General features: G+C 26.7%; 11 protein-coding genes. All 11 read left to right on the top strand.

The annotated features are described in order from the left end of the window. Nucleotides 1–3: 3 nt before the first annotated feature. The 11 genes from XO12_RS00640 (at nt 4) to XO12_RS00590 (ending at nt 14,150) form a co-directional block, all read left to right on the top strand. Nucleotides 4–2,115 carry a hypothetical protein gene (locus tag XO12_RS00640; protein WP_175419523.1) on the top strand — a complete coding sequence of 704 codons (2,112 nt, stop codon included), beginning with the start codon at nt 4–6 and terminating at the stop codon, nt 2,113–2,115. A gap of 2 nt (nt 2,116–2,117) precedes the next feature. Beyond that, nucleotides 2,118–3,389, top strand: coding sequence for an HD-GYP domain-containing protein (locus XO12_RS00635; RefSeq protein ID WP_175419522.1), 1,272 nt, complete (start codon nt 2,118–2,120; stop codon nt 3,387–3,389). Nucleotides 3,390–3,465: 76 nt separating this feature from the next. Beyond that, nucleotides 3,466–4,830 carry a DNA polymerase III subunit gamma/tau gene (gene dnaX / locus XO12_RS00630; protein WP_175419521.1) on the top strand — a complete coding sequence of 455 codons (1,365 nt, stop codon included), beginning with the start codon at nt 3,466–3,468 and terminating at the stop codon, nt 4,828–4,830. 14 nt (nt 4,831–4,844) lie between these two features. Continuing rightward, a complete protein-coding gene (locus tag XO12_RS00625; RefSeq protein ID WP_175419520.1) occupies nt 4,845–7,436 on the top strand; it encodes a glycosyltransferase family 2 protein in 2,592 nt (863 codons plus the stop codon). 89 nt (nt 7,437–7,525) lie between these two features. Then, nucleotides 7,526–8,047, top strand: coding sequence for a ribosome recycling factor (gene frr, locus XO12_RS00620; RefSeq protein ID WP_254867655.1), 522 nt, complete (start codon nt 7,526–7,528; stop codon nt 8,045–8,047). After that, complete coding sequence (locus XO12_RS00615; protein WP_084822577.1) at nt 8,044–8,760, top strand: isoprenyl transferase; 717 nt, start codon at nt 8,044–8,046, stop codon at nt 8,758–8,760. The genes frr and XO12_RS00615 overlap by 4 nt, the downstream gene beginning before the upstream one ends. Next, on the top strand, nt 8,747–9,592 hold the full coding sequence (locus tag XO12_RS00610) for a phosphatidate cytidylyltransferase (protein WP_047264973.1): 846 nt from the start codon (nt 8,747–8,749) through the stop codon (nt 9,590–9,592). The genes XO12_RS00615 and XO12_RS00610 overlap by 14 nt, the downstream gene beginning before the upstream one ends. A gap of 12 nt (nt 9,593–9,604) precedes the next feature. Continuing rightward, the gene (gene alaS, locus XO12_RS00605; protein ID WP_175419519.1) at nt 9,605–12,214 is read left to right on the top strand and encodes an alanine--tRNA ligase; all 2,610 of its coding nucleotides are present in this window, start codon (nt 9,605–9,607) and stop codon (nt 12,212–12,214) included. 13 nt (nt 12,215–12,227) lie between these two features. Continuing rightward, entirely contained in the window at nt 12,228–13,502 is a 1,275-nt protein-coding gene (locus XO12_RS00600) for an ArsB/NhaD family transporter (RefSeq protein WP_175419545.1), read from the top strand. A gap of 11 nt (nt 13,503–13,513) precedes the next feature. Continuing rightward, complete coding sequence (gene gatC, locus XO12_RS00595; protein WP_047264858.1) at nt 13,514–13,810, top strand: Asp-tRNA(Asn)/Glu-tRNA(Gln) amidotransferase subunit GatC; 297 nt, start codon at nt 13,514–13,516, stop codon at nt 13,808–13,810. Between the two features lies 1 nt (nt 13,811). Continuing rightward, entirely contained in the window at nt 13,812–14,150 is a 339-nt protein-coding gene (locus XO12_RS00590; RefSeq protein WP_047264859.1) for a YraN family protein, read from the top strand. Nucleotides 14,151–14,273: the final 123 nt, after the last annotated feature.

The raw sequence follows: 14,273 nt of genomic DNA, 5'->3' as shown, positions 1-14,273 counted from the left end.
ACTATGTTTAAAAAATTAGGGGTAATTTTCTTTTTTGTGATTTTTACATCTATACTTTTTGGAAATGTTGTTATTAATGTTGAAAATACAACTGTTTATGCAGGAGAATCTGTATTAATTGAAGTTTCAACGGATCAGTCAACATTAACGCATTTGTATGTTGATGTGACTAGTGGAGGTTTTGATGACCCATTTATACTATTTGATGGATTTGATTTAGTTGATGGAAAAGCAAATCTTACTTTCTTAGCACCATTGATTCCTGCAGAAACAACTATTACTTTTTTTAATGAAGATAAAACTTTTGAAAAAATGCTTAAACTAAAAGTTGTTGAAGAAAAAATAGATATACCAGAAACGAAATTAGTTATTTTAGAAAAGAAAGGTAATGTATTATATAAAAAACCAAATAATGATGTTTGGGATTCTCTTGCAACAAAAACTGTAATCCAGGAAAAATCAGAACTATTAACATTAGAAAATGGTTTTGTGCATTTAAAAGAACCTAATTTAAATATAGAAATTAAAGTAGCTGCTGATACACAATTATATATCAAACGTTTAAGAGTTTCAGAAAGTGGAGATATTGATATCGAATATGAATTAAAAAAAGGAGCTACAATTAATAAAATCAAAGAAATTTTGGCTCCAGGATCAAAATATCTGGTTGGTTCTGGTTCTGTAGTTGCAGGAGTTAGAGGTACAGAATTTGGATTTGAAAATATTAATGGTAATACTAAAATCAGGACATTTGAAGGCACAGTATATACAATGGTTAATAATCAATTATTTCCTGTAACTGCAGGTAATATGTTTAGTTATTCTCCGCAACAACCAAAACCAAATATTCAAAATTTAGATAAACCATTAGAAAATTATGAGAATGAAATTTCTCCTAAAACTGAAGAGCAGCCTTCAGAAGAACAACAACCAGAAAAAAAATCTGAAGAAAAAACAAAGCAAGCTGAAGAGCAGCAGACAACTAAAGCAAATATAGGAAATATTTCTTTTGGTAAACAGCAAAAAGGAGTTAATAGTTATTTAGTATATTCTTTTGCACCAAATTTCGATTTTGGTCCTTTTGGAATAGGAATTGGTTTTAATGCTTATCAAGAAGATATAGATAGTCCGTTATATTATGGTCTTCCAACTGAAAATTCATCTCCTTCAGAGAATATTTTAAGCGCTTTATCTATTAATTATTTAAAATTTGATTTTTCTACATTTTATATTAGATATGGTATAAGTCAGTCTTATACAAAAGGATTAGGGCTTTTTATGAATAATTATACTATACCTTACTCCAGAGTAATTGATACTGAACTTAGATTCGGAAATATTAAGATTGGAGGACATGTTCCTTATGAAATAACATCACTAATACCGTTTAATTATCAACAAACATCAAATGTATTTTTTGCGTATCTCGATGCAGATTTAAGTATATTCAACATAGAAGTTACTGCTATAATGAATCTTAATAAAGAAAAACCGGAAAATGAATTTAACCAGGCATATTTAACAACAATATATAAAGATATTCTATTTTTTAGGCTTGGAGTAGAAGGTGATGTAGTTTTAACCAATGATGGAACAATAGTATATGGTCTTCTTGCTGGGCCTATTATAAACTTCCCTCCTTATTTTCAATTTATGCTTGGAATAAATTATTTGTCAGATGGTTTTAATATGGAATATCTTAATCCGTATTATGAATACAATTCTGCAAATGGTATATATATGAATTTAAATAACAAATCATCTTTTGGCATAGTTGGAAAATCCGTTTTTTCAATTTCTCCATATTTAAATATATTAATTAATTATAATAAACTATTTAGCGAGAATAGAGATAGCTTATTAACAGGCCAGATGACTTTAAATATACCATCATTAGGTGGAATTCCACAACTTACAGCAGGATTTAGTTATATGCAATATAATTTTTTAGAAGATAGCACAGTTGAAAATGTCTTTTTGAATAATAATACAAATTTACAGGGCTTTATTTATTACCCGATTTTAGAAAATTCTGGTGTAATATATTCTATAACCTATAATATGAAAAAACAAAAATTTGAATATACGCTTAATTTTGAAACAAAGGAGTTCTAAAAATGGTAGATATTGCAATACAAAAGTTTGAGTTAAAAGGTTTAAAAATTAATGATAAGCTTTATGGGGAAATAACAGATTTTTTTATAGAAATTGATGAGAATGTAGAAATTTATGCAGAAAGGGAATTAACACAACTTGAAATAATAACATTAAAAAATTTTTTTAATGGTTTTGATTATACAGATGCTATAAATATGAAATTTAAAGGCAGGCATATTTTAGAAACTTTAAAATTAATTAGTAGTAATTTTAAGTTAGAAACTGTATTAAAATACACAGAAGAGGCCTTAAGAGAATTGTTATCTTCAGATGGCGCATCAATATTACTTTATAATGAAAATAAAAAAATGTTAAACTTCTATATTACTTCTGGTGGTGCCAGTGGAAATATAGAAACAATAGATGTGCCAATTGAAGGTTCTATTGCTGGAGAATGTTTCAAAAAAAAGGAAACTATAATAATAAATGATGCGCAAAATAATCCTTTACATTTTAAAAAAACAGATAAAAAGGCTAAATATAAAACAAAAAATTTAATTGCTACTCCGTTGTTTTTTGAAAACGAGGTTATAGGTGTTTTAGAAGCTGTCAATAAAAAAACTGTCAATAAAAAAGAAGATAATTATACCTTAGAAGATAAACATATAATAGAACTTTTTTCTTCATTGATATCAAATAAATTGATGAATTCAAAAATATATGATGATTTAAGTAGTACAATTAAAGGTATTATTCTTGCAGTTGCAACGGCAATAGATTTGAGAGATAATTATACCCATACTCATTCAAAAAATGTATCGGATCTTGCAATTAAAATCGGGAAAAAATTGGGATTTAATGATTCTCTATTAGAAGAGTTGGAAATTGCAGCACTTTTACATGATGTTGGAAAAATCGGGATACCTGATGAAATATTGAATAAACCATCTAAACTTACTGAAGAAGAATTTAAAATAATTCAATCTCATACAATTATTGGAGCAAAATTATTATCAGAAATAGATTTTATATCCAAAAATATACCTTTAGGTGCTCTTGAACATCATGAAAAATTGGATGGAAGCGGATATCCTTATAATAAAACAGAAGATAAAATATCATTATTTGGTAAAATTTTAGCTGTTGCGGATATTTATGATGCATTAACTGCAAAAAGAGTATATAAAGAGCCATGGCCAAAAGACAGGGTTTTAAAAATGTTGAAAGATAATTGTCCCAAAAAATTTGATTGTGAAATAGTTTTAGCTCTTGAAAAGTGTGTCAATACTTAAAAAGGGGAGGATTCCCCTTTTTATTTTTGAAATAATATGATATAATTTAACTGACAATTTATCAGGAGGAGATTGAATGATTACTTTATATAGAAAATACAGACCTTCAACCTTTGAAGAACTAATTGGACAGGAACATATCAAAAAATACTTTGAAAAATCTATAGAAAAAAATGAAATTTCACATGCATATATATTTTCTGGCCCTAGAGGAACTGGTAAAACGACAACTGCACGTATTTTAAGTAAAGTATTAAATTGTGAAAATCCAAATGGTCATAATCCATGTAATTCATGTGAAAAATGTATAGCAATAAATAATGGTAGTTTTATGGATGTTATTGAACTTGATGCCGCTTCTAATAGAGGAATAGATGAAATTAGAAAAATTAGAGATGCAGCTAATTTTAGGCCGGTTTCGGGTAAGTATAAAGTATATATAATTGATGAATTTCATATGTTAACAAAAGAGGCATTTAATGCTCTTTTGAAAACTTTAGAAGAGCCACCAGAACATGTAATATTTATATTAGCTACAACAAATCTTGAAAAGGTACCAGAAACAATAATATCAAGAGCTCAAGTTTTGCAATTTAAAAATATTTCTGAAGCAGAAATTTCAAAGCATATTATAAATATTTCCAGAAAAGAGAATAGAAATATTACCGAAGATGCAGCTAATTTAATTGCCAAAAAAGCAAAAGGTGGAGCAAGAGATGCATTATCTCTTTTAGAACAACTTTTGAAATTCTCAAATACTGATATTACTCAGAATGATGTAATAAAAATATTGGGTTTATTTGATGAAAAAATAGTAAAGGATTTTTTAAATGCAATATATAAAAAAGATAATGAAAAATTATTGAATATATCTTCTATGATTTTTAATGAAGGAAAAGAAATTGAAGTTTTTCTGGAAGAAATTTTAGAGTATATATTAAATAATATTCGTAATAATGAAACATTAGAGAAAAACTTATACATAGCAAAAAAATTATCAGAATTACTGAAAGAAATAAAATATTCTGAAAATAAAAAAATACTATTTGATGTAAATGTATTATTATTATCTTCTGGAATCTATCATGAAAAGGATGAAGAAATAAATCTTTCTAATATAAAAACTTACAAAGAAAATATTAATAATACCACAGAAAAATTGACTTCTAAAGTGCTTGATATATTGTTAAATAAAAAAGAAAAAATGAATTTAGGTTTATATTTTGCATTAAAAAATGCCAAAATAAATGAAAAAGATGATTATATAAAAATTTTATATGAAAAAGAAAATCTATTGGAATATCAAATAGTTAAAAACAGTTCTACAATTCTTGAATTATTATATTCTACTTTAACAAATCATCTGATTAAAATTGATATAATTTACGAAGATAACTCAGATGAAAAAACGAGAAAAAATAATATATTAAAATTGTTTTGAATGGGGGATTTTTCATGAAAAAAGGTTTGATAAGCGCATGTATAATGGCAAAAAATGAAGAACAGAATATAGAAAGATGCTTGAACAGTATAAAAGATTTTTGTGATGAAATAATTTTTGTTGATACAGGATCAACAGATAACACAGTTGAAATTGCAAAAAAATATACAGATAAAATATATTTCTTTCCATGGAATGGAAATTTTTCAGATGCAAGAAATGAAACGTTGAAATATGCAACATCTGAATGGGTATTTATAATTGATGCTGATGAAGAAGCTTCAGAAAATTTGAAAAATAATATCAGAAAATACTTAAAATCATTAGAAAATGATATAGTAGCAGTTTATATACCTACTGTAAATTTTTTAGATTTTGAAAAAAAGAATTATGAACTTGCAAGCACAGCAAGATTTTTTAGAAATGGTAAGGTGAAATATGAAAATATTGTTCATAATCAACCTGTATATAAAGGGAAAAATGTAAAAGTAGATCTTGAATTATTACATTACGGATATATCTGGACGAGATTAAGAAGAAAACAAAAAACTGAAAGGACATTAGCGCTTATTGAAAAGTATTTAGAAAAGAAACCGAATGATTTATACTATTTAATTCAATACATGAAAACATTATCAATTGCTCAAAAACACATTGAAAAAATGGAAATTGGATACAAAATAGCAAAGAAACTATTAAAAGATGTACAGAAAAAAGATTATAAACCAATACCTATGACTGTTGAATTTATGTTTTTGTGGGGAATAGAATTGATGAATAAAGGATATTGGGATGATGCCGAAAAATGGTTTAAAATAGGTTCAAGATGGAATTTAGATGCTTATTATGGTTTAATGAATGTTTATTTTAATAAAAGAGATTGGGAAAATTTAAAGAGAGCTTCTCTGGATTTCTTAAAATATTTAAATATTTTCGAAAATAGACGTGGTGAAATTACATGGTCAATGCAATCATTGTTTAGAAAAAATGAAGGATTGGTTTTTTTAACTATGGCAAAGGTTAAAATGAGAGATTTAAAAGATATAGATAAGATTATAAAAGAATTAAATTATAAAAAAAATAACGAAAAAATTATAAAGTTATATGATTTAATTTTTGATGAGTTTGCTAAAGAAACAAATTACAATAATAAGCAAAAATTATTAAAAGTACTAAAAGAAATTCATATTAATATAATTAATAATTCTGAATTTTTTCTTCAATCTACGAACAAAGCGATAAAAAAATATGACATAATATTTGAAAAAACAAAGGATAAAAACCCATATTTATTTTTAGAATATTTTGTTGATAGATTGAAAGATGAAAAAAATATTATAGGTTTTTTGTTGACATTTATAGATGATATATTTGATAAAGATTTTGAACAACTACTTGAATTATTATTAAAAATAAGAAGATTGAGAAAAGATATTAGCTCTGACAAAGAAAAAGCTGTAATAGAATTATTAATTGCAGATATTCTTACAAAAAACGGAAGATTTAATGAAGCAAAATCGAGATATAAAAAAGTGGTAAGTTTAGAGAAATCACTTGCCAGATTTGTTCAGGTATTAATAGAAGATATATTAACTCATATGGAACCTGAAGAACTTATTCCAGCTTACGTTGAATTAAAAGAAGAAATGAGCAAAAAAACCGAATTATTCTTTAATATAGATATCTTTGATTATCGAGAAATTGCTTTATTTGATTATTATTTTGGAGATATATTTCCTGAATTAAAATTCATATACGGATTAAAAATAAAAAATGAAAATAAGGAATTGTTTGAATCATTATTATTAAAAGTTTTTGAAATAACAAAAAATAAATATTTTAAAGCTTTTGTAAGTTTGAGATTATATAATTACTATAAGGAATGTAAAGAATTTGAAAAAGCTAAATTATATTTGGAGAAAGCGCTAAATTTAAACCCTATTTTAGCAGATTTGACTGGTGGGAATTATAATTATACAGGTTTTTATTTTGAAGAAAAAATAGAAAATAAATATGATAAAATAGTTAATGTATTAAATATAGGTGAAATAATTTCTGTTCTTCCGGTAATAAATCCTATAAAAATCTGGTATGAATCTAAAATAACAGGTTTATATTATATTTCTCCACGTCCAACATATAATGCAATGAAAAATTTAGATAATTATTTAAAGAGATATTCTAAGTATTTTAATTTAATATATCCAGACCCTTTAAAAAATCATAAATTAAAATATATTCTTTCTGAATTACTACAAAAAGATAATTTGTTAGAGATTAACTCAATAAATCCGTTTTTCAATAAGGAACACATTACAATATCTAATTTAGAGTATATCGAAGATAGGAATTTTAAAAAATCATATGATACAGTTGTTTTTTTCAATCCGGAATTTTCCAGAGACTTGATAAAAGACTTAAAATATTTAAAAACAATAACAGAAAATTTATTTGTAATATTTAATTTAGATGATAATATAATAAACAAAGATCCAAGAGCTTTTTGGTATTTAGAACCTAAGAATATAAAAGTTTTTTTTGATTATATGAAACCTGAATATTTTGAATTTATAAATGATACAATGCTTTTTGTACATTATAAATAATATTATTTAAAATTATTAATATAAATACAAATATGGAGGTGGATATTGTGTCATTAAAGGATCCCGTTTTAAAGGAAGCAAAATCAAAAATGGATAAAACAGTTAAGCATCTTGAAGATGAATATAAAAAACTCAGAACTGGAAGACCTTCTCCAGCCATGTTTGAAGAAGTTTTAGTTGATTATTATGGAACACCTACACCAATTAATCAAACAGCAACTTTAAGTGTTGGAGAAGACCGAACTGTTGTTATTACTCCGTGGGATAAAAGTTTGTGTTCAAAAATCGAAAAAGCAATTAATGCTGCAAATTTGGGTATGATGGCATCAACTGATGGTATAGTTGTAAGAGTGAAATTTCCAAATCCAACTGTTGAAGATAGAAAAAAATGGGTAAAACATGCAAAAGAGTTAGCTGAAGAGTTTAAAATTGCTTTAAGAAATATCAGAAGAGAAGATATGAAGGTTATAAAGGAAAAACAAAAAAACGGTGAAATACCGGAAGATGATGCAAGAAAATTGGAAGATGAGATTCAAAAAATATTAAAAGATCATGAACACAAAATTGACGAAGTGTTCCACAAAAAAGAAAAGGAGATAATGGAATCTTGAGAATCCCAAAACATATTGGAATTATAATGGATGGTAATGGTAGATGGGCTAAGCAAAGAGGTTTAAAAAGAACTGTTGGTCACGAACGTGGAGCAAAAGTGGCGGAAGATGTAATACAATGGGCTTCTGATATGGGTATAAGGTATTTAACCTTATACTCTTTTTCTACTGAAAATTGGAAGAGACCGAAAGAAGAGGTAAATTTTCTTTTTTCACTTATGGTAAGATATCTGGAATCAAGACTAAATAAAATAATAAAAGAAAATGTAAGAGTTAGATTCACAGGAAGAATTGAGGAACTTCCGGATAAAGTATATGATGTATGCAAAAGAATAGAAGAAAAAAGTAAAAATAATACAAAAATAGACGTCATTTTAGCTGTAAATTATGGTGGAAGGCGTGAAATTGTTGATGCGGTAAATAAACTAATTTTAAAAAAAGCAGAAAAGATCTCAATTGAAGATATATCAAATAATCTTTATTTACCGGATATTCCGGATCCTGAATTAATAATTAGAACATCTGGAGAAGTCAGAATAAGCAATTTTTTATTATGGCAAATTGCTTATTCTGAGTTATATTTTACAGATGTATTATGGCCCGATTTTACCAAAGAAGATTTAGAAAAGGCTATAAAAGATTTTTCAAGCAGAGATAGAAGATTTGGTGGTATTCAATCAGATGAAAGAAGGGATTATAATGGCAGTAAATAAAAAAAATTTATTTATTAGAACATTATCTGGAATAATTCTCGGGCCAGCTGTTGTTTTTTCATTTTTTTCTTTACCTACAACTATCGGGTTAGCGACATCAATAATATTAATAACATCATTAGAATATTTTGAAATGACATTAAAAGAATTCAAATATGAATATAAAGTATTTCTATCTATAATAGTGGCATTAACAAGTGCTGTATATGGTTTCGCATTAAGGGCTTATTATTCTGGATTATTTATTTTTGATCCCATTACAATTTATATTATAACGATAATTGCAATTTCAGGACTAAGTTTAATATATCTAAAAGATACCAAAAAATATAAAATAGCCATAGAAAATTTTGTTTTCGCTCTTATTTCAATATCGTTATTTTTATCATATTTTTACCATATAAATTTAAACTATGGTGCGACTACAAGTATATTAATATTAACTTCTGTTTGGATATATGACGCAGGAGCTTTTTTTGTTGGTTTGAATTTTGGTAAACACAAATTATCTCCAAATTATTCACCGAAAAAAAGTATTGAAGGTTTAATTGGTGGGATTATATTAACTTACTTATATATAATTTTGTATGAATATATAAGGTCTTATTTTAACTTGAATTTAATAGGTCCAATTCAGGCCATATTTTTCGCATTACTGGTTGGAATAATAGATACAATAGGTGATCTTACAGAATCATCATACAAAAGAAGTTATAATTTAAAAGATTCTGGCGAGACATTACCCGGTCATGGTGGTATGTATGATAGAATAGATGGTTTATTATATTTAACACCAGCATTTTATTTTTTAATGAAAATATTTGGTATATAATGGAGGGATTATATGAATTCAAAAGAAATCAGGGAATCATTTTTGAAATACTTTGAAGAAAAGGGTCATAAAATAATGAAAAGTTTTCCATTAATTCCATCTGACCCTCAATTATTGTTTACCGTTGCAGGGATGGTTCCGTTTAAACCCATATTTTGGGGAAAAATGGAACCTACATATACAAAAATTGCAACATGTCAAAAATGTATAAGAACAAATGATATTGAAAATGTTGGTAGAACTGCAAGCCATCAAACCTTTTTTGAAATGTTGGGTAATTTTTCTTTTGGTGAATATTTTAAGGAAGGTGCAATTAAATTTGCCTGGGAATATCTTACAGAAGTTTTGAAATTATCCCCAGAAAAATTATGGGTATCAGTTTATTATGATGATAATGAAGCATATAATATATGGAAAGATATAATTGGAATACCAGAAAGCAAAATTATGAGATTTGGAAAAGAAGACAATTGGTGGGGGCCGGTAGGTCCAACAGGACCATGTGGTCCAAGTTCAGAAATATATTATGATACAGGACGTAAAGATTTATGTCCTGATCCAGAAAAATGTACCCCTGAAGATGATTGTGGAAGATATGTTGAAATATGGAATTTAGTTTTCACAGAGTATTATCAAGATGAAAATGGGAATTTACAACCCCTACCAAGAAAAAATATTGATACTGGAGCAGGATTGGAAAGAATAACTGCAGCTGTACAGGGAGTTTATGATAATTTTGAAACAGATTTATTTACACCAATCATAAATAAAATAGAAAATATATTTGGCATAAAATTTAAAAATGATAAAAAAACAGATGTATCAATAAAGGTTATAGCCGATCATTCAAGAGCTGTAACATTTTTAGTATCAGAAGGAATTTTACCCTCAAATGAAGGAAGAGGTTATGTTTTAAGAAGAATTTTAAGACGAGCATTGAGACATGGTGCATTATTAGGAAAAAAAGAACCATTTATGAATGAAATTATAGATGTAGTTATTGAGTATTATGGTGATGTATATCCAGAAATTTCTGAAAAAGCGTCTTTCATAAAAAATATAGTGGAAGCTGAAGAAAAAAGATTTTTGGAAACTCTTGATAAAGGTACTGAGAAATTGATGGATTATATAAAGAATTCTAAAAATAATATAATAGATGGCGGTTTTGCTTTTGAACTTTATGACACATATGGATTTCCTTTAGATATAACCAGAGAAATTGCTGAAGAAAATAATTTTTCTGTGGACGAGGAAGAATTTAATAGATATATGGAATTACAGCGTCAAAGAGCCAGAGATGCTGCTGGTGAAAAAGAATATACAAAAATAAACAAAGCTTTTAAATATATTGGTGATGAATTAAAAACAACAGAGTTTACAGGATATGAAAATTTAAAAGATGAGAGCGAAATATTATATATAGTAAAAGATGAAGAAATATTGGAAAATGCGAAAAAAGGTGAGGAAATAGTAGTAATTACCTCAAAAACTCCATTTTATGCAGAAAAAGGTGGGCAAATAGGGGACACTGGTGTAATAAAGAATGAAAAGTTTGAATTTAAGGTTGTAGATACTAAAATTATAAACAATGAAGTTATAGGACATTATGGTAAAATATTAAATGGAGAAATAAAAGTTGGAGAAAAAGCAACCCTTGAAGTAGATAAAAAAAGAAGAAATGCAATAAAGAAAAATCATACAGCAACACATTTATTACATAAAGCGTTGAGAGAAGTTCTTGGGGCTCATGTAAAACAGGCTGGTTCATTAGTTACTGATGAAAAACTAAGATTTGATTTTACGCATTATGAATCAGTGTCAAAAAAAGATATTAGAAAAATTGAAGAGTTAATAAATGAAAAAATATTAGAAAATATAAAGGTAATTACAGAAATAAAAGCTCTTGAAGATGCAAAAAATGAAAATGCAATGGCATTATTTGAAGAAAAATATGGTGACAAAGTTAGAGTGGTAAAAATAGCTGATTTTAGTTCAGAATTATGTGGTGGTACACATGTTTCTTACACCGGAGAAATAGGTTTATTTAAGATATTATCTGAAACAGCAGTATCAGCTGGAGTTAGAAGAATTGAAGCGATAACTGGAATGAAAACATTGGAATATGTAAATGATCTTGAGAACAAAATCAATACTATTTCAGAACATCTTGAAGTAGCTCAAGAAATAATCGTTCCAAGAATTTTAACCCTGTTAGAAAAAATTAAAGAGCAGGAAAAAGAGATAAAAAGATTACAGGAAAAGCTTACTTCCCAATCTTTGGGTGTTTTCACCATAAAAAAATATGATGATATTGAGATTTATATGAAAATATTTGAAGGTGTTGCTTCTGACGTTTTAAGAAATGTAACCGATATTGCTGAAAATAAAATTAAAAGCGGAATAATTATATTGTTTAATAAAAAAGATAAAAAGGTTAATTTTATAGTAAAAGTAACAAAGGATCTGTCAGGAAAGTATCATGCTGGAAATATCGCCAGAAAAATCGCAAAAGAATTAGGTGGTGGAGGTGGCGGAAGACCAGACTTTGCCCAGGCAGGGGGGAAAGATCCATCTAAAATAAATGATATAATCAGTAATATTAAAGATTATATAGGGGGATGATTTTACGGAACGCATTATTACATTATTTATTTTTCTTTTTTCTTATACATTATTAATTACAGAAAAAGTTAATAGAACAATTGTCGCGATACTTGGCGCCACTATTATGATGATATTGGGTATTTTTGAAAATCATATAGAAGCTATAAAGAACTATGTTGATGTAAACACAATATATTTATTAATGGGTATGATGATTTTTGTTTCTGTTATCAAGAAAAGTGGACTTTTTGAGTATCTTGGAATAATAACTTTAAAAGCATTTCATCAAAATGGGTATATACTTTATTTCGGTTTAACATTTACAGTTGCCCTCATGTCTGCTATAATAGATAATGTTACAACTGTTCTGGTTTTCATTCCTGTAACTCTGGCAATAACAGATTCGCTGGATGTTGACCCATTACCCTTTATTTTTGGTGAAATTATGGCATCAAATATTGGAGGAACTGCAACAATCATCGGAGATCCACCGAATATAATGATTGCAAGTGCTGCAGGACTGCGTTTTACAGAGTTTTTTATAAACAATGGTCCAATATCTTTTTTAAATCTTTTTGTAATGCAAATTCTTACAATACTTTTTTTTAAGAAAAAATTGGGTTTTAAAATTGAAGTTGAAAAAATAAAATCATTTGATCCTAAATCTGCAATAAAGAATAAAAAAGGTTTTTATATTTCATGGTTTTTATTGATATTAACCTTATTTCTGTTTATTTTTCAGCATCAGCTTGAAATGGAAAGTTCTACAATAGCTTTATTTATAGGATTTTTAGCTTTGTTATTACTTGATAGAAATGAAGTTGAAGAGATTTTGAAAGAAGTTGAATGGGGTACAATTCTATTCTTCTTTGGATTATTTATTATGACTGGTGGTTTAGTTCAAACAGGAATTTTAAAGGATTTTACTTATTTTTTGGTTGATATTGCCGGTAATTCCATGAGAAGTTTTGCTATGATGCTTATAGGAATTGCGGGAGTCATTTCAGGTTTTGTTGATAATATTCCTTTTACTGCAACATTAATTCCTGTTATAAAAAATTTGCAATATATAAATCCAGCAATTTTTTCTAACTTAGATCCATTATGGTATTCTTTATCACTGGGGGCATGTTTAGGTGGAAATTTCACCCCCATTGGTGCATCAGCTAATATAGTAGCTTTAGCAATGTTGAAACAATTTAAAAATGAGGAAATAAAATTCCTGGAGTTTTTCAAATATGCTTTCCTTATAGTAATATCCAATCTTATACTTTCTGCAATTTATGTGGAATTAATTTTAATTTAGGAGGAATTAAAATGATTGATGTCAATGATGAATTAATAAAAAAATTAGAAAAATTATCGATGATTGAGTTATCTGATGATGAAAAAGAAATAATTAAAAGAGATTTAAATGAAATTCTAAAATATATGGAAATGATAGATGAAGTGAATATAAAAAATGTTGAGCCTCTATTTTCTCCAATTGAAAAAATATTAAAAAATATTTTTCATGAAGATATTGAAAAAACATCGGAATTTATTAAAAATATAGTAAATGAATTTCCCGAAAAAAAAGATAATTTATTAAAAGTACCAGGTATTCAAAGTTAATATGAACGATAAAGGGAAAAAATATGAATTAGCAGCTATAAAATATTTACAGAAAAAAGGATTTAAAATATTAAAAAAAAATTTCACCACAAGAATTGGTGAGATTGATATAATAGCACTTGATGGAAAATGTTTAGTATTTATTGAAGTTAAAGGTGGAAAAGATTATTTAGAAAATCCAGCATATAGAGTAAATTATAAAAAATTAAAAAAAATTATAGCTGTTGCTAATATTTTTATTAAACATACTTCTGTTGATTTCGATGAAACAAGAATAGACGTAATAGGTGTAAATGAAAAATTTGAAATTTCTTATTTTCCCGATCAAAAATTATTTTAAATTTTAAAGACAACAAGCAGCCTTTGGCTGCTTGTTGCAATTTTAATTTACCTTAAAATTTTGATGAAAACTAAATATAATAAATTTGTGTTATAATATCATTGTAAATAGAATAACAAGGAG

Origin of the sequence: Marinitoga sp. 1154, assembly GCF_013363285.1 — a bacterium.
Classification (GTDB): domain Bacteria; phylum Thermotogota; class Thermotogae; order Petrotogales; family Petrotogaceae; genus Marinitoga.
Note: the sequence above shows the minus strand (reverse complement) of the source record. Positions and strands in the feature narration are given on the sequence as shown.

Excerpts from the sequence above, each read along its gene's own strand:
- gatC (WP_047264858.1), top strand. The coding sequence starts at position 13,514 with ATGATTGATGTCAATGATGAATTAATAAAAAAATTAGAAAAATTATCG.
- dnaX (WP_175419521.1), top strand. The coding sequence starts at position 3,466 with ATGATTACTTTATATAGAAAATACAGACCTTCAACCTTTGAAGAACTA.
- frr (WP_254867655.1), top strand. The coding sequence starts at position 7,526 with ATGGATAAAACAGTTAAGCATCTTGAAGATGAATATAAAAAACTCAGA.
- XO12_RS00625 (WP_175419520.1), top strand. The coding sequence starts at position 4,845 with ATGAAAAAAGGTTTGATAAGCGCATGTATAATGGCAAAAAATGAAGAA.
- alaS (WP_175419519.1), top strand. The coding sequence starts at position 9,605 with ATGAATTCAAAAGAAATCAGGGAATCATTTTTGAAATACTTTGAAGAA.
- XO12_RS00590 (WP_047264859.1), top strand. The coding sequence starts at position 13,812 with ATGAACGATAAAGGGAAAAAATATGAATTAGCAGCTATAAAATATTTA.
- XO12_RS00610 (WP_047264973.1), top strand. The coding sequence starts at position 8,747 with ATGGCAGTAAATAAAAAAAATTTATTTATTAGAACATTATCTGGAATA.
- XO12_RS00640 (WP_175419523.1), top strand. The coding sequence starts at position 4 with ATGTTTAAAAAATTAGGGGTAATTTTCTTTTTTGTGATTTTTACATCT.
- XO12_RS00635 (WP_175419522.1), top strand. The coding sequence starts at position 2,118 with ATGGTAGATATTGCAATACAAAAGTTTGAGTTAAAAGGTTTAAAAATT.